The sequence below is a fragment of the Rhizobium sp. NXC14 genome (genome assembly GCF_002117485.1).
Classification (GTDB): domain Bacteria; phylum Pseudomonadota; class Alphaproteobacteria; order Rhizobiales; family Rhizobiaceae; genus Rhizobium.
Genome location: NZ_CP021033.1, coordinates 547,783 through 568,002 on the forward strand (window position 1 = coordinate 547,783; position 20,220 = coordinate 568,002).

General features: G+C 60.3%; 16 protein-coding genes. 13 read left to right on the forward strand and 3 right to left on the reverse strand.

Annotated elements, in window-relative coordinates; all coding sequences use genetic code 11:
• Positions 1-37: 37 nt before the first annotated feature.
• From NXC14_RS30605 to NXC14_RS30625, 5 genes are all read left to right on the forward strand, one after another.
• Positions 38-391 (forward strand): hypothetical protein, encoded by a 354-nt coding sequence (locus NXC14_RS30605; protein ID WP_225881203.1) that lies wholly within the window; start codon positions 38-40, stop codon positions 389-391.
• 53 nt (positions 392-444) lie between these two features.
• A complete protein-coding gene (locus NXC14_RS30610; RefSeq protein ID WP_085781751.1) occupies positions 445-2,058 on the forward strand; it encodes an ABC transporter substrate-binding protein in 1,614 nt (537 codons plus the stop codon).
• 81 nt (positions 2,059-2,139) lie between these two features.
• Positions 2,140-3,090: an ABC transporter permease gene (locus NXC14_RS30615; RefSeq protein ID WP_085781752.1), complete on the forward strand. Its 951-nt coding sequence runs from the start codon at positions 2,140-2,142 to the stop codon at positions 3,088-3,090.
• Positions 3,090-3,941 carry an ABC transporter permease gene (locus NXC14_RS30620; RefSeq protein WP_245362234.1) on the forward strand — a complete coding sequence of 284 codons (852 nt, stop codon included), beginning with the start codon at positions 3,090-3,092 and terminating at the stop codon, positions 3,939-3,941. Before NXC14_RS30615 ends, NXC14_RS30620 begins: the two co-directional genes overlap by 1 nt.
• Positions 3,941-5,596 carry an ABC transporter ATP-binding protein gene (locus tag NXC14_RS30625; RefSeq protein ID WP_085781754.1) on the forward strand — a complete coding sequence of 552 codons (1,656 nt, stop codon included), beginning with the start codon at positions 3,941-3,943 and terminating at the stop codon, positions 5,594-5,596. The genes NXC14_RS30620 and NXC14_RS30625 overlap by 1 nt, the downstream gene beginning before the upstream one ends.
• Positions 5,597-5,850: 254 nt before the next feature.
• Here the strand turns inward: NXC14_RS30625 and NXC14_RS30630 are convergent, their stop codons facing one another.
• Positions 5,851-6,552: an aspartate/glutamate racemase family protein gene (locus tag NXC14_RS30630; protein WP_085781755.1), complete on the reverse strand. Its 702-nt coding sequence runs from the start codon at positions 6,550-6,552 to the stop codon at positions 5,851-5,853.
• Between the two features lie 538 nt (positions 6,553-7,090).
• Here NXC14_RS30630 and NXC14_RS30640 point away from each other — a divergent pair.
• The 7 genes from NXC14_RS30640 to NXC14_RS30670 all read left to right on the forward strand — a co-directional run bounded on the left by NXC14_RS30640 (position 7,091) and on the right by NXC14_RS30670 (position 15,107).
• The gene (locus tag NXC14_RS30640) at positions 7,091-8,413 is read left to right on the forward strand and encodes an FAD-binding oxidoreductase (RefSeq protein ID WP_085781756.1); all 1,323 of its coding nucleotides are present in this window, start codon (positions 7,091-7,093) and stop codon (positions 8,411-8,413) included.
• A gap of 57 nt (positions 8,414-8,470) precedes the next feature.
• Positions 8,471-9,598 (forward strand): FAD-dependent oxidoreductase, encoded by a 1,128-nt coding sequence (locus tag NXC14_RS30645; RefSeq protein ID WP_085781757.1) that lies wholly within the window; start codon positions 8,471-8,473, stop codon positions 9,596-9,598.
• Positions 9,579-9,881, forward strand: coding sequence for a (2Fe-2S)-binding protein (locus NXC14_RS30650; RefSeq protein ID WP_064812800.1), 303 nt, complete (start codon positions 9,579-9,581; stop codon positions 9,879-9,881). The genes NXC14_RS30645 and NXC14_RS30650 overlap by 20 nt, the downstream gene beginning before the upstream one ends.
• The gene (locus tag NXC14_RS30655) at positions 9,878-11,359 is read left to right on the forward strand and encodes an NAD(P)/FAD-dependent oxidoreductase (RefSeq protein ID WP_198175581.1); all 1,482 of its coding nucleotides are present in this window, start codon (positions 9,878-9,880) and stop codon (positions 11,357-11,359) included. The genes NXC14_RS30650 and NXC14_RS30655 overlap by 4 nt, the downstream gene beginning before the upstream one ends.
• A 198-nt stretch (positions 11,360-11,557) precedes the next feature.
• The gene (locus tag NXC14_RS30660) at positions 11,558-12,550 is read left to right on the forward strand and encodes an ornithine cyclodeaminase family protein (RefSeq protein ID WP_085781758.1); all 993 of its coding nucleotides are present in this window, start codon (positions 11,558-11,560) and stop codon (positions 12,548-12,550) included.
• Positions 12,550-13,527, forward strand: coding sequence for a threonine/serine dehydratase (locus NXC14_RS30665; RefSeq protein WP_198175582.1), 978 nt, complete (start codon positions 12,550-12,552; stop codon positions 13,525-13,527). The genes NXC14_RS30660 and NXC14_RS30665 overlap by 1 nt, the downstream gene beginning before the upstream one ends.
• A 152-nt stretch (positions 13,528-13,679) precedes the next feature.
• The gene (locus NXC14_RS30670) at positions 13,680-15,107 is read left to right on the forward strand and encodes an aldehyde dehydrogenase family protein (protein ID WP_085781759.1); all 1,428 of its coding nucleotides are present in this window, start codon (positions 13,680-13,682) and stop codon (positions 15,105-15,107) included.
• A gap of 243 nt (positions 15,108-15,350) precedes the next feature.
• Here the strand turns inward: NXC14_RS30670 and NXC14_RS30675 are convergent, their stop codons facing one another.
• On the reverse strand, positions 15,351-15,827 hold the full coding sequence (locus NXC14_RS30675; protein ID WP_064693246.1) for an Lrp/AsnC family transcriptional regulator: 477 nt from the start codon (positions 15,825-15,827) through the stop codon (positions 15,351-15,353).
• Positions 15,828-16,064: 237 nt separating this feature from the next.
• Here NXC14_RS30675 and NXC14_RS30680 point away from each other — a divergent pair, with 237 nt between their 5' ends.
• Positions 16,065-17,390: an FAD-binding oxidoreductase gene (locus NXC14_RS30680; protein WP_085781760.1), complete on the forward strand. Its 1,326-nt coding sequence runs from the start codon at positions 16,065-16,067 to the stop codon at positions 17,388-17,390.
• Between the two features lie 29 nt (positions 17,391-17,419).
• On the opposite strand, the gene NXC14_RS30685 is transcribed toward NXC14_RS30680, so the two are convergent.
• Positions 17,420-19,960, reverse strand: a complete 2,541-nt coding sequence (locus NXC14_RS30685; protein ID WP_085782069.1) for a methyl-accepting chemotaxis protein — start codon at positions 19,958-19,960, stop codon at positions 17,420-17,422.
• Positions 19,961-20,220 lie beyond the last annotated feature (260 nt).

A 20,220-nucleotide genomic window follows, 5' to 3' on the forward strand; every position in this document is an offset into this window, starting at 1 on the left:
GCCGCGCTCCATCGGAGCCGAACACTGGGGAATTCGCGTGAGCAAAAGTCTTCCGGAAATCAGCTACATGGGCTTCGACGAGGTCGGCTTGCTCATCGCTTCAGCCGAAACGGGACACGAGATCCATGGCGAGCGGGCGACGCTCAGCCTCTATCGCGAGGCCCACCGCTATTCAGACGATGATGACCTCTTTCCCGACGATCTCGTGCGCGCCTATCTCGCGAGCGGGACGGAGCTTGGCCTGCCCGCCGGCGGGCCGCTGCGGGAGCGGCGGCATGCCCACAAGGGCTGCGACGGCACGATCGAGCCGGCGGAGTTCACCGCACCCGATCATTTCACGTCGATGGCCGCCCCGCGGAGGCCGTGGCCACTTCGCGCGCCTGACTTTTAAAACCGGATCGGCTCGCCGGCAGGCGGCCGTCACAGAAAGAAAAGGGGAATGCCATGACCGACTTAAGGACTACGAACTGGACCCGCGCCGACGACGCAGTGGTCGAATGCGCCATCAGACGCGGCGCCACCCGCCGTGAACTGCTGCAGATGCTTCTCGCTGGGGGCGTCGCCATGTCCGCTGGCGGCGTCATCGTTGGTCGCGCCACCAAAGCGATCGCCGCCACTCCTGTCACCGGAGGACACCTCAAGGCGGCAGGCTTCACGTCTTCGACCGCAGACACGCTCGACCCGGCCAAAGCATCGAATTCAACGGATTATTCACGGTGTTCCGCAGTCTATAGCCGCCTTTCCAACCTCGACAGGTCCGGCGCGGTCGAGATGGAGCTGGCGGAAAGCATCGAGAGCACCGATGGCAAGGTGTGGACCGTGAAGCTGCGCAAGGGCGTCACCTTTCACGACGGCAAACAACTTACGTCCGCAGATGTGATCTACTCGCTCAAGCGCCACCTGGATCCCAACGTCGGCTCCAAGGTCAATGCCATCGCAAAGCAAATGACGGGGTTCAAGGCGCTCGACGATCTCACTCTCGAAATAACACTCGCAGACGCCAACGCCGACCTGCCGACCATCCTGGCACTACAGCACTTCATGATCGTCGCAGAAGGGACCGCCGACTTCTCGAAGGGGAACGGCACAGGGCCTTTCGTTCTCGAAAACTTCGAACCCGGTGTGCGCTCGCTTATGCGGCGGAACGACCATTACTGGAAGTCGAAAGGACCATTTGTCGACTCCTTTGAGTTCTTTGCGATCAGCGACGACAGCTCGCGCGTGAATGCCTTGCTGTCGGGAGACATCCATGTCGCGGCCGCTATCAATCCCCGCTCGGAGCGGCTCGTCGAAGGCAGGCCCGGCTTCGTTCTGTCGAAATCGAGCGCCAACAGCTACACCAACCTCAACATGCGCCTTGATGCGACCCCTGGTCAAAACAGCGATTTCGTCGCGGGCATGAAGCACCTGGTCAATCGTGAGCAGATCCTGAGGGCAGCTCTGCGCGGGCGCGGTGAAATCGGCAACGACCAGCCTATTTTCCCGGGCAACCCCTATCGCAACGACGATCTCAAGTCGAAGCCGTACGACCCTGAAAAGGCTAAGTTCTATTTCAACAAGGCGGGCGTTCTCGGTCAGTCGATCCCGGTGATCGCGTCCGAGGCCGCGAACTCCGCAATCGACATGGCGATGATCGTTCAGGCCGCGGGCGCCGAAATCGGCATGAAGCTCGACGTCCAGCGCGTGCCCTCCGACGGCTATTGGGACAAGTATTGGCTCAAGGCGCCGATCCATTTCGGCAATATCAATTACAGGCCGACGCCCGACATCCTGTTCTCGTTGCTGTACGCATCCGGCGCACCCTGGAATGAGAGCCATTACAAATCGGACAAATTCGACAAGATGCTGATCGAGGCGCGCGGCTCGCTCGATCAGGAGAAGCGCAAAGCGATTTACAATGAGATGCAGGTGATGATTGCAGACGAGGCCGGCACCATCATTCCGGCCTACCTGACCGGGATCGACGCCATCACGGACAAGCTCAAGGGCATGGAAACCAACCCGCTCGGAGGTATGATGGGTTATCGCATGGCCGAGCATGTCTGGTTTGAATCTTGAATGACAAAGTAGGCTTGGGGCTGCCGCCACCTTGCTGTGGCCCCTCTGCACTTTGGTTCCGATAACTGGAAGGAAGCGAGTGTGAACAAAGAGGTCCTATCCCTGGTGCTGAGTAGGCTGCTCATCGCCCTGATCACCTTGGTCATCGTCTCGTTCGCGGTCTTTACAGCGACGTCGCTCCTGCCGGGGGATACTGCGTCAATCCTGCTCGGCCAGGCTGCAACGCCGGAGGCCGTCGCAGGATTGCGCAAGGCCATGCATCTCGACGACCCGGCGTTTTTGCGTTTTATCTATTGGATGGGCGGACTGCTGTCGGGTGACCTTGGCACGTCCTACGCCAACAACATGCCGGTCGCCGACCTGATCAGCGGCCGGTTCGCGAACTCGATGAAGCTTGCGGGCATCACGGCCTTGTTCGCAGTACCGATTGCATTGACGCTCGGCATCACCGCCGCCATGGTAAGGGGCTCGCTTTATGATCGGGCGGTTACCGTATTTACAATCGGCGTCATATCGGTCCCGGAATTCATGATAGCGACGTTGGCTGTCATGTTCTTTGCAGTCTATTTGCAATGGCTGCCCGCGATCTCATTCACCAATGAAGTCCACACTATTACCGACATAGTGCGCGTATACGCGATGCCGGTGATCACCCTCACCTTTGGGGTCTCCGCGCAGATGATCCGCATGACGCGGGCTGCTGTGGTGGAAACACTGAATACACCCTATGCCGAAATGGCACTGTTGAAGGGTGCCTCTCGAAGCCGCATCGTGTTGAAACATGCGCTGCCGAACGCCCTCGGTCCCATCGTCAATGCGATTGCCCTCTCGCTTTCATACCTTCTGGGCGGCGTAATCATCGTCGAGACGATCTTCAACTATCCCGGCATCGCCAAGCTGATGGTCGACGCCGTCGCCACCCGCGATCTCCCCCTCATCCAATCCTGCGCGATGATATTCTGCGTTGGCTATCTGATCCTGATCACGACGGCCGATATCATCGCTATTCTTGCCAACCCGAGGCTACGATGATGACCACGATCGAAACACATGCGCCAAAGCGTCGGAAATTCGCCTATCGCATCAATCTGGTCGGTGTAGTGGGCTTCGCCGTCATTGCTTTCTGGGCAATCATCGCCGTCATTGCTCCCTGGATCATCCCCCATCCGGTAGGCGAGATACTCGATTTTGACTATTTCGGCCCCATGAGCCAGCAGTTCTGGCTCGGTTCGGACTATCTGGGGCGTGACATGCTTTCGCGCATCCTGATGGGAGCACGCTATACTGTCGGCATTTCGTTAGTCGCCGTTACGATCGCCTGCTGCTCGGGCGTCGTGCTCGGCATGATCGCCGCGGTGTCTGGCGGCTGGGTCGACACCCTTCTCAGTCGCTTTCTCGATGCCCTGAATTCCATCCCAAGCAAACTTTTCGGCCTCGTGGTCGTGGCGGCGGTCGGATCGTCCATTCCCGTTCTGGTGCTGACACTTGCCGTGATCTACACGCCCGGCTCCTATCGCTTCGCCCGGGCTCTTGCAGTCAACATCAATACGATGGACTTTATCACCGTAGCCCGCGCTCGCGGCGAAGGTATAGTTTACTTGGTCGCGTCCGAAATCCTGCCCAATATTGTCGGGCCGGTTCTTGCCGACCTGGGCCTGCGCTTCGTCTTCATCGTGCTGCTCCTATCGGGTCTTTCGTTCCTCGGGCTTGGCGTGCAGCCACCCTTTGCGGATTGGGGAGCCCTGGTGCGTGAGAATATCGGCGGCCTCCCTCTCGGCGCACCCGCTGTAATTTTCCCCTCGATCGCTATCGCCACGCTGACGATCAGCGTCAATCTGCTGATCGACAACCTTCCTCAAAAAATACGCGATCGGAGCGAATGATGGCCAACCTCGTCGAAATCCGTGACCTCAAGGTCGAAGCCAAGACCGACTCCGGCCGCATCGTCGAAATCATCCGTGGCGTCAGTTTCGAAGTCGCTGAAGGGGAGATCGTCGCTCTGATCGGTGAAAGTGGGTCAGGCAAGACGACCATCGCTCTCACTCTGATGGGCCATGCCCGCGCCGGCTGTCGGATCAGCGGCGGCTCCGTCGTGCTCGCCGGTCAGGACATGGCAAGCCTTCCGGAGCGAAAACGGGCCAAGATCCGGGGAACCGTCGTCTCATATGTACCACAAAGTGCCGCCGCGGCCTTCAATCCGTCACAGACGATCATGGAACAGGTCATCGAGATCGCTCGCATCCATGACCTGATGCCCGCCGAAGAGGCCCGCACCCGCGCGGTAAGCCTATTCAAGGCGCTTTCGCTTCCCGATCCGGAAACGATCGGTACCCGGTATCCGCATCAGGTTTCCGGCGGTCAGTTGCAGCGCCTGTCGGCCGCGATGGCCCTGATCGGTGATCCAAAACTTGTCATCTTCGACGAGCCCACGACGGCGCTTGATGTGACCACACAGATCGAAGTGCTGCGCGCCTTTAAATCCGTAATGCACAAGGGTCGCATCGGCGGCGTGTACGTCTCGCACGATCTTGCCGTAGTGGCCCAAATTGCCGATCGCATCGTTGTCCTCAAAGGAGGCGAAGTCCAGGAGATCGGAAGCACCGAGCAAATCCTCAGCAGACCGCAGCATCCTTATACCAAGGAGTTGTTAGGCGCTTTCAAGCCGGAAGCGCGGGCCAAATCCCCTGACAAGCAGCAGAGCAAAGCGATTCTTCAGGTGCAGGACCTTATCGCAGGCTATGGACCCATCCAGGCCGATGGCACCCCCCTCGTCAAAGCCCTGAAATCCGTCAGCGTCGAGGTTGAGAGCGGTTGCAATCTGGGAATTATCGGTGAGTCCGGCTGCGGCAAATCCACCCTGGCTCGAACGATTGCCGGCATCATTCCTGCGACCGCGGGCAAGATCACCTTCAATGGACAGACGCTGGCGCCAGCCGCCGGCGCCCGTACGCGAGAACAGTTGCGAGAGCTGCAGATCGTTTTCCAATACGCCGACACCGCACTCAATCCGGCCAAATCGATCAGCGATATTCTCGGGCGACCGTTGGCTTTTTATCACGGCACGACAGGTGAGAAGCGTGAGAAGCGGATCGACGAACTCCTGGATATGGTTCGCCTGCCCCGGGCCTTGAAGCACCGGCGCCCGTCAGAACTGTCCGGGGGTCAGAAGCAGCGCGTCAACTTCGCTCGCGCGCTCGCTGCCGAGCCAAAACTGATCCTGTGTGACGAGGTTACGTCGGCACTTGATACCGTTGTTGCCGCAGCCGTCATCGACCTTCTCAAGGAGCTGCAGCGGGAGCTTTCTCTCTCCTACATTTTTATCAGCCACGACCTCTCCGTGGTCGAGGCGATCTGCGACGAAGTCGCGGTGATGTATGCGGGGGAAAAGATCGAGCAACTCCCTCCCTCGGCCATGAGCAGCAGCGCGAGCCACCCCTACTCACAGCTACTGTTCTCCTCCGTCCCGAAGCTCGACCCGGCCTGGCTCGACGGGCTCAAGCAGGATCCGAAGCTGATCCGCGCCGTCGGAGGCGGATAATTGCGGGAAGGAGGCTCTCAGCGGTAGGTGCGACTTGACGCTCGGCGAGTTTCAGCGCAGGTGGCGCAAATATTGTCGATGCCACATCCATTGTTCATCAGGTCGCTCCACGATTTCCTGATGTTCGCCGATTTTGCTGGCCGCCAGTTGATCCTTGGATGAGCAGTGCGCCTATCATTTCTGCCGCGTCGCCCCTGAACGACGCGAACCCAGTCTCAACCATCCGTTGAGCTGCCGGAATATCGATGGGTTACCTAGCCTCTCAGGGCTTTCCCCGACGTCGCGCTCTTCAGCGCTGAGGACATGTGCAGCACTCCAAGTTCGGGACTAGCTAGTATTGCCACCGGTGTGCCTTTCACCTCGCTGAGCGCATTTGCCATCGATGCTTGAGCTAGAACAACCACGTCAACGTTGCCCAACAGAGCAGCAAGGCCTTCACGTATCAGCGCATCATGCGCCGCTCTGTCTCCGTCCCGCAGTTTCTCAAACGCCCCTTCGCAGAGATGACTTGTAAGGAGAATTTCGCGACCCATTCGCTGAGCATGGCGTTCGATCAAATGGGTCGTCGGGCTCAATGTTGTAAACAGCGTTGCGAGGACGCCAATTCGATCTCCGCATTTCAAGGCCTCAATTGCCACCCCATCATCTATACGGAAGAGAGGTACGGGGCAGAGTGGCATTGCCGCATCCACTGCAGGGCCGAGCGACGAACAAGTGACGAGGACTGCGGAAGCCCCCGCATCCACCGCCGACCAAATGTGAGTCGCAAGCCGCCGCATGGTCTGACGTGACAGCGCGCCTTCGCGGATCGTGTTCCCCAGCAAGCTCTCATCCAACATATTGAACGGGCGCCAACCGGGCAGATGGCGGCTAACGAGTTCGTTGAACGCGGGGATGATCCCGTGGACCGTGTGGATCATCGCAAGCGCAGGGGACTCATAACTGCCTGTAGTCATAGTAATATCTCGGTTTTTTATTGTGCATGCTCTTTATCGTGAGGCTGTAGCAGCGGGGGTGACATGGACCTGATCAGGGCATCTGTCGTGCTCGACGGGAAATCAATTCAAAAACCGCTGTCGTCAGACGATGCTCTGTAGCTTACCCGGTCGACCGTCCTAGCTGTGACTGTCGCGCCGCCGAAAACGGAATTTCCTGCCGCCCCTGCATTTGCATTCGATACATGCTGCTCACCTCCGCTCGGTAGCTTCACATGACGTCCCTTCGAGCGCGATGACATCAAACTTTGATCCAGACCTGCCCTGTCCGTCGGGAATTTCCTGCGTCCGGCGGAAGGCGTCATCGAAATGCATCCGTCCGAACGGCTAGGCTTGGGCGCTTCCCGCCCGACTCGCACGTCGTTCCGGTACCGGAACTTCACTAGGGCTATCTCGTCGAAGTCGATGCGATAGCCGTCATTGCCTCAGTTGCTCCTTCCGGAGGAGCAGGAAACAGTGCCGTATAGATCGGCCGCCAAAATCAGTTCAGGTCAGCCCCATGTCTCCAATTGTCAAGCGCATACCAAACGATCAAGAGCTTCCCGCAAAGGCTGACGTTGTCGTCATTGGCGGCGGCATTATTGGTGCAACGGCAGCTTTCTTTCTCGCGGAGCGGGGACTGTCCGTAGCTCTGGTCGAAAAGGGCTATGTCGGCTGCGAGCAGTCGAGCCGCAACTGGGGTTGGTGCCGGCGGCAGAACCGGGATGCACGCGAGTTACCGCTCTCGGGCATCGCTTTGCAAGCTTGGGATGAGTTTGCGGCAAAACTCGGTGAGGACGTGGGCTTCCGCCGATACGGTCTGCTTTACGCTACGGACAATCCGCGGCAACTGGCGGAATGGGAAGCATGGCGCGAGACCGCCCGGCAGTTCAACGTCAATACGAAGATGCTCAGCGCAAAGGAAGCTGCTGCCACGATCCCGGCAAATGGACGCCGATGGCTCGGCGGCGTGCATTCGATCGATGATGGCAAGGGCGAGCCCGCCATCGCCGCGCCGACGATCGCGAACGGCGCTCGCAAATTTGGCGCGACGATCCACCAGGAGTGCGCTGCGCGAGGCCTCGATCTGGTCAATGGAGCGGTGGCGGGGGTCATCACCGAAAAGGGAACCATCCGGACACAAGCCGTCCTTTGTGCTGGCGGTGCCTGGACGTCGATGTTTTGCCGCCAGCACGGCGTTGTGTTTCCACAGGCGAGCGTGCGCCAGACAGCGCTTCGTACGCGGCCCACGAAGGATCTGGGTGAGGCGATCTATACGCCGGACTGCGCGCTGACCCGCCGGTTGGATGGGAGTTACACGCTTGCGATCAGCGGCAGGGCAATGCTGGATATCACTCCACAAGGCATTCGCTACGCCCGCTGGTTCATGCCGATGTTCATGAAGCGTCTGAAAGCGGTGCAGTTCGGCATCGGCAAATCCTTCCTCCAGGGTCCGGAGGCATTCGGAAGCTTGAACAAGAGTAAACCGTCGGCCTTCGAGCGGATGCGCGTTCTCGACCCGCCGCCGAGCCGCCGCACGATCGCGGCCATTTTGAAACGGGTCACCGAGCAGTTTCCTGCGTTGGCGGGCGTCGAAATCGCCGACAGCTGGGGAGCCTACGTGGATTTCACGCCGGACGCGGTGCCGGTCATCTCGCCGGCCGATGGTGTGAAGGGCCTTTACCTGGCCGCGGGCGGCTCCGGGCACGGCTTCGGCCTCGGCCCGGGCATCGGCCGCCTGGCCGCCGACCTCGTTGCCAACGATACACCCTGTGTCGACCCCACCCCCTTCCGCCTGTCGCGCCTGGTGGACGGTTCGAAAGTTAAGGTAGGTGCCATCTGAACGTGAGTGCCGGCCAGCAAGAGGCCGTTGATATACGCATGGAAGGAAGCTAGCGAAATGGATTACGACGTAATCATCATCGGCGGCGGCCTTGTGGGCGTATCGATTGCCTGGGGTCTGTCCACGTGCGGACAAAGGATTGCCGTCATCGATGAAGGCGATGTGGCAAACAGGGCGGCACGGGCGAATTTCGGTCTCGTATGGAGTTCAAGCAAGGGCCTCGGCAACGCCGCCTATTCGCGGTGGTCGCGAATCTCGACTGCAAACTGGCACCAGTTGGCGGCCGAGCTCAAGGCCGAAACCGGCGTCGACACTGGATTCGTCCAATCGGGCGGCTTCTCAATTCGGCTCACGTCTACGGAGCTGGAACGCGGGATCACATCCATGGCGAAGCTGGCCGGCCAGCCCGGAATGGAGGCGGAAGGAACCCCACCGCTCGAATATGAGATACTCGATCAGGCGGAGACGCGTCGCCGCTTGCCGCTGGTCGGCGAGACCGTGGCAGGGGCGATTTTCAGCCCGCTCGATGGACACGTTAATCCGCTGCGGCTGTTCGCAGGCTTTCATAAGGCGCTTAAGCAGCGTGGCGTTCATTATCTGCCGCATCGGCAGACGATTACGATCAGTCATCGCGCAGGTACGTTCGAATTGGCAGGAGACGGGTGGCGACTCGGTGCCGGCAAGATCGTCCTTGCTGCCGGGCTCGGCAACACCGCGCTCGCTCCGATGGTCGGGCTGAACGTTCCGCTCTCGCCCAGCCGCGGCCAGATCATTGTGACCGAGCGGCTGAAGCCCTTCCTAAGCCATGCCACCGGCCATCTGCGGCAGACAGACGAGGGATCTGTGCTGATCGGCGAAAGCAAGGAAACCACAATCGATCACCAGCGGCCGCGCGGGCCAATTACTGCGGTCCTGGCTGAGCGCGCCGTGCGCACATTCCCACTTCTAAAGGACGCCAGTGCAGTGCGGATCTGGGCCGCATTCCGAGTGGTGACGCCGGACGGCTACCCCATTTACGAGCAGTCAGAGAGGTTTCCTGGTGCGTTCGCATGTGCCTGCCATTCCGGCGTGACTCTGGCGGCCAATCATGCGCTGGTCCTGTCGCGGCAGATTTCAGCCGGCGCGCTTTCTGACGATCTTTCCGCATTTCATTCCCGGAGGTTCCATGTTCCGGCGGCTGCCTGACCGAAAGGAGAGTTCAATTTCATTCACATTCAACGGCATGCCGACCATGGCCAGACAAGGCGATAGCGTTGCCGCCGCACTGCTGGCCGCGGGATATGGCAGCACGCGTCGCAGCCCGGTCTCCGGCGCCGCCCGTGGTCCTTACTGCATGATGGGTGTCTGCTTCGAGTGCCTCGTCAAAATCGATGGCCGGCCGAACCAACAGGGTTGCATGACCAACGTTGCGGAGGGGATGCGGATCGAAACACAGGAGGGCGCGGCCATGCCGAGGCAGGAAGGGTGATTAGAAACATTCAGTCTGCCACCGATCTCGCGCCTGCCTATGACGTCGTCGTCGTTGGCGCGGGCCCTGCCGGCCTCTCGGCAGCCATCGAAGCCTCGATCCACGGTCTCGCGGTTTTGCTCGCCGATGAAAATGAATTCCCTGGCGGGCAGATTTATCGGTCGGTCGAGCATGCATCAGATGCCGACCTCGCCCGCATGGGGCCGGACTACGCTGCCGGGCGGAAGCTCATCGAGCGATTTCGGCAAGGAAACTTGAGCTACGCCCCCCGTGCGACTGTGTGGAGTGTCGGGCCTGCTGACGAAGAATTGGACGGCGCGCATCCGCTCGAGGTCGGGATTTCCCTCGGCGGGATTGCTCGACCGATCGCCGCCCATCGGGTGATCCTCGCAACAGGCGCGCTCGAACGCCCGTTCCCGTTCCCAGGGTGGACCATGCCGGGTGTCATGACGGCGGGAGCGGCGCAGATCTTGATGAAGTCGTCAGGTCTCGTGCCGTCCGGGCGCACCATCCTCGCCGGAACCGGGGCGCTGCTGTACTTAGTGGCAAGCCAGCTTCTCCGGGCAGGCGTAGATGTCATCGCAGTTGTCGACGCCACGCCACGCGAGAACTGGCGTACGGCTCTCGTTCATCTGCCCGCCTTTGTCAGCTCACCCCATGCCCTTAAAGGCCTGAAACTTCTCTTCGATGTTCACCGGCGGGCGCGAGTCATTCGCGGGGTGACCGCAATCGAGGCCGTTGGGCAGGAAAAATTCAGCGCTTTGCGCGCGAGCAGGGGCAAGAATTCTCTCGAGATTGAAGGCGACCTTCTCCTCCTGCACCAAGGAATCGCGCCAAACCTCAATCTCACGCTAGCGGCGGGATGCGATTATTACTGGGACGACCATTCGGCCGTTTTCCGCCCGAGCGTCGATGCCTGCGGCGCAAGTTCCGTTCCAGGTGTTTTGATCGCCGGCGATGGTGCCGGCATCGTCGGCGCGGTTGCCTCCGCTCTCCAAGGGCAGTTGGCTGGCCTCAATGCCTCATTCGACTTAAACCTCATTGACCGAAATGCCTACGGAGAGCGTCGGGCACGGCTCACTCGAGAGCTAGCTCGTGCCATGAGAGGCAGGACGTTCATCGAGCGTCGCTTTCGTTCTGGCGAGAAATTCCGGATTCCAGAGCACGACAGCACCATCGTCTGCCGCTGCGAAGAAATTACGGCTGGCAAGCTGCGTGAGGTTGCAGCGCTCGGCGTGCCGGGCCCGAACCAGATGAAGGCGTTCACACGATGTGGAATGGGCCCATGTCAAGGCCGGCTGTGCGGCCTGACTGCGGTCGAACTGCTGGCAAAATGCCGTGGCGGCTCGCCCAGCGAGGCTGGTTACTATCGGCTGCGCCCGCCCATCAAACCAGTGACGCTGGGCGGGCTAGCCGCTTGGCCGCACACGGATGCAGCCATCGTCGCTGTCGCCGGGTTCATAGAAACGCGGCGCTGATGGCGCACAGGACACAATCCATGGGCGCCAACAAGGCGCGGGCCGCACGCTCTGCCAAAAGCTGAGCGCAATATAAAATAATCTGCCTGGGGTTCCGCGCATATGGCTAATAAAGCCAAAGCTCGGCGATTATGATGATCGCGGAATTGGGCGGAATAATCGAAGCGTTGGTTGAATCAAGAAATAGAGAACTGGTGCATGAAAACGCTGCTGCTTAAAAAGGACGAAGTAAGTCGCCTGATCAGCGTCACCGAAGTGATCGCCGCCGTGGAAGAGGCGTACAAGGCCTTTAGCAATGATCAGGTGGAGCAACCTGACTACCTGGGGATAGATCTCCCGTCGCCTCGTGGGGAAATCGACTTTAAGCTCGGCTACTACAAAGCCAATGAAATGATCTCCATGAAAGCCTCTTCCGGCGGGTTCATTGATAACCCGACTGCACACGGAGTGCCCAATGGCATGGCGACAATTTTGCTGTTCGACGCCAGGAGCGGTGCCTTGATCTGCGTTATGGACGGAAGCTTGATCCTTGGTCTTAGAACGGGGGCGGCTGGAGCCATCTCCGTCAAAGCGCTGGCGAGGAAGAACGCCACGACGGTCGCATCGATCGGCACTGGCAATCAAGCAAGAATGCAGATCCGCTCGATCAACGAGATCATGAAGATCGAGGAGATCCACGCCTGGGACAGCAACCCAGACACGCTCTTCAAATACAAGACGGATATTGAAGGCGAGCTTGGCATTCCTGTCATGATGGCGAATTCCAAAAAGAAGGCCGTCGAGCAGGCCGATATCGTTGTTACCACGACCCGCGGAAAAGGCTCGCTCGTAGAAGCGGATTGGGTCAGGCCCGGCACGCACATTGTTGCGATCGGCACGGATCAACAAGGCAAGCAGGAATTGGATCCGGAGATATTCAGGAACGCAAAGCTAGTCGTCGACTCGATCGGGCAGTGCACCGAGAAGGGCGAAACCTGGCATCCCCTGAACAAAAATATCATCACCAAAGACGACATTCATGGTGAAATCGGCGAGATACTGCTGGGAAGGAAACCGGGACGAGAAAGTGATGACGAAATCACGATCTTCGACTCCACGGGTATGGCCATACAGGACAATACGACGGCCGGCAAAATTTATCATAACGCCATAGCCAATAACGTCGGCACCTTCTTTCAGTTTTTCGAGTAATGACGATGCGCAATTACCCCACCATTGGCGACATCCGTGAAGCTCAAGAGCGGCTAAAATCGCACGTCAGACACACTCCCCTATTGCGTGCGGACAAGATCGAGAAAGCGGTTGGTTGTCAGCTCTATCTCAAGCCGGAAACCCTGCAGATTACTGGCGCGTTCAAGATCCGCGGCGCCCTGAACAAGGCTCTCTCGCTTTCCCGGGAAGAGATTGCAAACGGGATCATCGCGACCTCGTCGGGCAACCATGCCCAAGGGCTTGCTTATGCCGCCAGGATGCTGGGTGTGAAAGCGATTTTGGTCCTTCCGGTCACCACACCCAAGATCAAAATCGAAAACACGAAAGCCCTTGGGGCGGAGGTTATTCTCTTCGACGGCGACACCGCTGCCAGATGGAAAAGGGTATATGAAATCGCCGAAGAAAACAGCTACGCGGCTGTTCACGCCTTTGAGGACCCCATCGTAATGGCCGGTCAGGGAACGATCGGTTGTGAAATATTGCAGGATCTGAGCGATGTGGATACCGTCATCGTGCCCGTAGGGGGCGGAGGACTGATCTCGGGAATCGCCACCGCCATAAAGGAAACGAAGCCATCGGTGCGGGTCATAGGCGCGGAACCTGCGTTGACACCGAAGTATTTTCATAGCCGGATCAACAAGGAGCGGACCACGCTTCCCTTGAAGAACACGATTGCCGATGGCTTGAGAATAAGCGTCCCGGGTCAGAACCCCTATCCGATTATCGAAAAATACGTCGACGAAATAGTTCTTGTCGAAGACGAACACATCATTGCCGGGATGCGTGCCCTTGCTAAAGATGCAAAACTGATCGCTGAACCGGCGGCCTCCATCGGAATCGGAGCCTTGTTGGCAGGCAGCATACACGTGAAGCCAGAGGAGAAAGTCTGTGCGGTGCTGTCCGGCGGGAACTGGGATCTAGGCGACCTCGCCGAGATATACAATGCGGCGGGATAATGGGTTCCAACTCCGGTCAGTTCCCGACTACGATCACGTTTGAACAGCGATCCTCCCATCCTCTATGCAAACGCAAACATTCGGCCGCCACGACAGGGCGAGTCGCGGGTTTCGTTCGGCAGGCAAGAGGGGCAAATCAGTAGGAGCCATCAGTGATACATGCCTACAGGTTCTATATCGACGGTGAGTGGGTCGAACCCTGCGTCCCGAAAACGCTCGAGGTCATCGATCCCTCGACGGAGCAGCCGGCGGGCACGATAGCACTCGGCAGCGCCGCCGATGTGGAGAGGGCGGTCACGGCCGCGCGGCGGGCCTTTGCCTTCTTCTCGCGGACCTCCAAGGCCGAGCGCATCGATCTGCTGAAGCGCATAGTGGCGATCCTCAAGCGCCGCAATGACGAACTCGGCGACATCATCTCGCGCGAAATGGGCGCGCCGCTCGCCATGGCCCGGGCCGAGCAGGCCGGCATCGGCGCTACCCATTTCGAGCAGACGATCAAAGCCTTGGAGACATTTGCCTTCGACTACATGCAGGGCTCTACCCGCATCCTACGCGAGCCGATCGGGACCATAGGCATGATCACGCCGTGGAACTGGCCGATCAATCAGATCGCCTGCAAGGTCGCTCCGGCCCTCGCCACCGGATGTACCATGGTATTGAAGCCATCGGAAATCGCTCCCTTCAACGCTGTAATCTTCGCGGAGATCATGGATGAGGCCGGCGTACCGAAGGGCGTCTTCAATCTCGTTCAGGGCGACGGGCTCACGGTTGGTGTGGAACTGGCCGGCCACCCTGATGTCGACATGGTGTCCTTCACCGGGTCGACCCGCGCCGGCATTGCCGTGGCACAGGCGGCTGCACCGACCGTCAAGCGGGTGCATCAGGAGCTTGGGGGCAAGTCCCCGAACATCATCCTGCGCAGCGCCGACTTCTCAGCCGCGGTCACGGCAGGCGTCCGCCGGTGCTTCGGCAACTCCGGCCAGACCTGTACCGCGCCGACGCGGATGCTGGTACCTGTAGAGCGAATGGAGCAAGCAAGCTCGATCGCTGCCAGCGAAGCGGCTGTGCTCGTTGTCGGCCCTCCCTCCGATCCGCGCACCGACCTCGGACCGGTCGCGAGCAGCGCCCAGTTTGACAAGATCCAGACACTGATCGAGCGCGGCATTGCCGAAGGAGCCGAGCTCATCGCAGGTGGCCTCGGCCGCCCTCCGCATCTCGATGCGGGCTATTATGTGCGTCCGACCGTATTTGCCCGCGTCACCAACCAGATGACGATCGCGCGCGAGGAAATCTTCGGCCCGGTGTTGTCGATTATCGGCTATCAAAGCGAAGATGAAGCGATCGCGATCGCCAACGATACGCCCTACGGCCTGGCCGCCTACATACAGGGCGACCCAGAGGAGGCGCGGGCGCTCGCGGGCAGGCTGCGCGCCGGCAGCGTTCGCCTTAACAGTGCCGCCTGGGACAGCGCCGCGCCTTTTGGCGGCTACAAGCAATCGGGCAACGGCCGGGAATATGGCAAGTTCGGACTGCACGAGTTTACCGAGGTCAAGGGCATCGTCGGCTTCTTGAACGACTGAATCTCAAATCTGCAATATCCCGCCTGAGATGCCTGACGTATGACAAGGTCGTGCAGGGTCCAAGCATACTCGCGATGAGGTGCCTCGCCACAGAAGCGGCTGCTCGGCCACACAAACGTAGATCTGGCGCACAGCCTCTGTCGTGCGCCAACACCAACGAACGTGACTTCATGACGAAACCGTCACCTGCGCGAAGGGTCTTAGACCCCCGGTGCCCGACATTGAAGGCCTTCGCCATCCTCTCTAGTGCGGAAACAGGGTGGTCAGCGGCATGTGGGCTTTGACGATTGGCGATTTCAGGACGACGAAACTGAAATATTTGTCGATGCCGACGTCCATGTCGGTGAGCCTTTCCATGATCGTCTGGTATTCATCGATCCCGGCGGTTACGAATTTCAGCAGGTAATCATAGCCACCCGAAACCAGATGGCATTCGATCACCTGGTCGACCTTCTCGATCGCTGCGAGGAAACGGGCGAAATCGATCTGCCGATGGTTTTTCAAGGTAATCTCGGTAAACACGGTCAGCGTCTGACCGAGTTTGCTGACGTTGATCTGCGCAGAATAGCCTTCGATGTAACCCTCGGACTGCAGCTTCTTCACTCGCATCAGGCAGGGGCTCGGCGACAGATTGACCAGCTCGGCGAGCTCCACATTGGTGACGCGGCCATTCTTCTGCAGTTCGTAGAGGATTTTTATGTCGATCCGGTCAAGTTTCATCATCACACGCGCCTTCGCTTGCTCGAGATCGCCCAACGGCGCAGCAGATTATGCTGCAGCCTTTTCAACGTCGAGCTTAGCACATCACAAAGGGGTGTCGACCGGATTGCGGGACATGCCGAAGCACAATTGGTTGCCGACTGGCCCGCAAGACGGAATCTTCTGCTGTCGCTGGATGAACTCCGGCAAAGGTGCCGCGTCGGATCCGCTAGACTGGACTGAAACGGAGACCATACCATGCCCGCACCGCTCACGCGCGTCAACACCACACCGCAGCTGCCCGCTGCCGCCGATGCGGTCGTGATCGGCGGCGGCATCGTCGGCGTTTTCGCGGCCTATTATCTGGCCAGACGTGGAATGAAAGTCGCCCTCGTCGAGAAAGGCCTTGTCGGGGCGGAACAATCGAGCCGCAACTGGGGTTGGTGCCGGCAGCAGAACCGCGACGCCCGCGAATTGCCGATGTCGACGAAGAGTCTCGATCTGTGGGAGCGCTTCGCCGCTGAGACCGGCGAGGACACCGGCTTCCGCCGATGCGGCCTCTTCTATCTCAGCAACAGCGATGAGGAACTCTCCGGCTGGGCGCGTTGGCGCGATTTCGCCCGATCGGTCGGCGTCACGACGCATATGCTGAGCGGTGCGGAGGCAACCGAACGCGGGCGGGCCACCGGCACGGCGTGGAAAGGTGGGGTCTTTTCGCCGACCGACGGCACCGCCGATCCTGCAAGAGCCGCGCCTGCCATCGCGCGTGCGATCCTGAAGCTCGGCGGCACGGTGCATCAATCCTGTGCGGCCCGCGGCATCGACATTGAAGGCGGCAGAGTTTCAGGCGTCGTCACCGAACAGGGCACGATCCAGACAAAAGTCGCGATCCTGGCGGGCGGCGCCTGGGCCTCGTCCTTCTGCCGCCAGCTCGGCATTCGATTTCCGCAGGCCTCGATCCGTTCGTCGATCCTGTCGGTTTCGCCGGGTGCACCCGGCCTGCCGGATGCGCTGCATACATCGGCGGTTTCCGTGACACGTCGCGGCAACGGCGGTTACACCCTGGCGATCAGCGGCCGCGGCCGCGTCGATCCCACCGCGCAGCAGCTTCGTTTCGCGCCGCAGTTCCTGCCCATGTTCGCCCGCCGCTGGCGGAGTCTGGCACCCGGCGGATTGGAGGGGATTCGCTCAGGTCACGAATCTCTGGCGCGCTGGCGGCTCGACAGGCCGACGCCGATGGAGCGCATGCGCATCCTCGATCCGGCAGTCGACCAGGCCACCATTACCCTCACGCATTCACGGGCGCTCAAGCTGCTGCCCGCCTTGAAGAACACCGAAATCAACGCCGCCTGGGCGGGCTATATCGACAGCACGCCGGACGGCGTGCCGGCGATCGGCGAAATCGCCACCCTTCCAGGTTTCATCCTCGCTGCGGGCTTCAGCGGCCACGGCTTCGGCATCGGACCCGGCGCCGGTCATCTGATCGCCGATATCGTCACGGGCGACGAGCCGATCGTCGATCCGCGGCCTTATCATCCCAACCGCTTCGCGGCGTCCGCCTGGGGCAAAGTCGCCGATTTCTAGAGCGCGTCGCAAAGAGAAGGCCGGGTCCCTCAGGAGGCCAAGGCCATCCGTGGGCTTACGGCCGGCGGAGCCTTGCCGGCGTCGGCGGTCTGGAAGCGGGAAATCCGCTCGTTCAGCAGTTCCACCTGCTGCCGAAGCCTGTGAATTTCGGCAGTGTTTTCCTCCACCATTGCGGCATTGTGCTGCGTGATATGCTCGATGTCGCGAACGGCGCTGTTGACCTCGTCGATGCCTTTGTACTGCGTGCTGGTGGCAGTCGAGATGACCTGCACCAGCCCGTTGATAGAGGTAAAATGCTCGATTATCGCCGAAAGCGCCTCACCGGTCTCCTCGACGAGCCTGACGCCCGTGGCCACCTGCGATGCGCTGTTGGAGATGAGATCCTTGATTTCGCGGGCAGCCTTGGCGCAGCGCTGTGCAAGCTCGCGCACTTCCTGTGCGACGACGGCAAACCCCCTGCCGGCCTCCCCCGCCCGCGCCGCCTCGACGCCGGCATTGAGGGCGAGAAGATTGGTCTGAAAGGCAATCTCGTCGATCACACCGATAATGCTGGAGACCTTGTCCGACGAACGGTTGATGGCGTCCATGGCGTCGACGGCCTTGGCGACGACGGCCGCGGAGTGCTCCGCCTGCCGATGTGCCTCGGCGACGGAAACCGATGTCTGGCGCGCATTTTCCGCTGTCGTGCGAACGCTGGCGGTGAGTTCGCCAAGCACACGTGAACTGTCTTCGAGAGCGGCCGCCTGCTGTTCCGTGCGCCGCGCCAGATCGTCGGCCGCGCCTGAAAGATTGGTGCTGCCCTCGGCGATTTCGTAGCTGGTGTTGCGAACCTCGGCGAGTGTGCGGCGAAGCGCATCGATCGCCTGGTTATAGGTCCTGGCCATCGCGACATAATCGGCGGCCAGCTCCTCGCTCATCACAGCTGCGAGGTTGCCGTCGGCAAGCTTGCCGAGCATGTCGGAGAGTGCGTCCAGGGCCTCGCTCTGCTCGGCTTCGATGCGCGCCTGCTCGGCTGCGCGACGAGCCTGCTCCTGTTCGTCCCGCGCCCTGTTCGTTTCAGCGACCTCTTCGAGCCTGGTCTTTTCGAGCGCCTGGTCGCGGAAGACGGTCACGGACCGGATCATATCGCCGATTTCGTCACCACGCTTGCCATCGCCGATCGGCACGTTAAGATCGCCCGCGGCAAGTCTCGTCATCGTCTGGGTGATCCGCTTCAACGGTCCGCGCAGCGTTTCGATCAGCATGAGGCCGCCGATGATCGCAAGCACCGTGCCGGCAATCATCGCCGCGAGCGACATGGCGGCCGAACGCTGGCTGATGTCCTTGCCGCTCTCCTGCGCGGTGCTGACAAATTGCTCCAGAGTATGGCTTGCGGAGGCCACGAGCTCGGTCGCCGTCCCCCGCTCTGCCCGCCACCGGTCTGCGACGGATATCAGCAGCGACGTATCCTTTTCGATCGTCGCGAGGGAGGGCTCGATCTTCTTCGCAAGTTCCTGCAAGGCGGCGTTTTTCCCGCTCAATGGTACAAGCTGAGCAGCGCTTTCGCGCAGCGCCTTGAGATCGACAAGAACGGCGTCCCGCGCCTCGGCATCGACCCGCCTGTTCAGTTCACTCAGATGCAGGCGCAGATCGTCGATCGATTTGAAAGCTGTACCGACGATCGCCACCATCGAGCGAAGCGTGCCGATGTTCGCATCCATGCCGACAAAACGCTCGATAGCGGTATCCGCATTCCCTGAGGCGAGCTTTACGAACTTCTCCTCAAAGCCCTGCAGATCCTGGTCGACGGGGGCATAGCCGTCGAGCGTAAGGTTAGCGCTGTCCTTGGCCATCGCCGCGAGCTTGTCCAATACCGGCTTCAGCTCGGCAATCTGGCTTTGGGCCTTGTCGGAGGCGACTGCGGCGCTCCCGCCGACCTCCTTGACGAGCGGCGGCAGCAGGCTGCCGAGAGCGCCGGCGATATCCGTGGGTACCGTCGCCTGAGCGGTCGCCTTGCGCAATTTCGCAATGCGCTGGGCGATGTTCTTGTAAGCGGAGGCATCGAGAAGAAGCGCCCGGACGAAGGCTTCCTTTCCGTTCGCCTGATCCTGAAGGACGTCGAGCTGCTTGCGGGCAGTCTGGCTCTCCTTGAAAAGCTGCGCCACAGCCGTATCGATCGCCTGTTCGGTACTCGTGCGCTCCTGTGCCACGGCCCAAAGCGCGTCGGCGCTCCCCTGCATCTTGCCGCCGAGCTCGCGCACCGCCGAGATCTGCTGCTTCTGGGACGGATCGATCAACATGGCATCGAGCGTCGCAGCGCCCTTCTCCTGATCGGAGATGCTGGCGATCAGCCGATCGCGCGTGACCGCCGTCGGAAGGTCGGTAAAGGCCGTCAACGAGGATCTGAGCTGCTGGAAACTGGAAAGCGTGTCGATCGTCTGCCGCGTCAGAGTCATCTGGCCTTTGAGCGTGCCGGCGGTGAAATAGCCGAAAAGACCTATGCCCGCTATGAGGACGATCAGAGGCACCACGAAGAAGAGAACCTTCGTGACAATCCGCATACGCTGCAACAGTCGATCAATCAACGCCATAAAAGCCCCGCCCCAGGAATGGTCACGCCTGATGGCGCGACGATAGCCGCAACTGCTAAAAAAATGGTCAATGGTGTCGAGTTTGTTCGGAGCATCGGAGGCATGGCCGAGGCGCCGCATTTTCTGCCTCATCAGACTCGCTGACAAAGCTCGCTCTTTACCCGGCGTCATCGTCGGCCTTGTGCTGCCTTGTGCCGAGGATCCGCTCCTTTCGACCGGTCGCAGATGCTCGGAACAGGCCCGAGCATGACGAAAGGGGA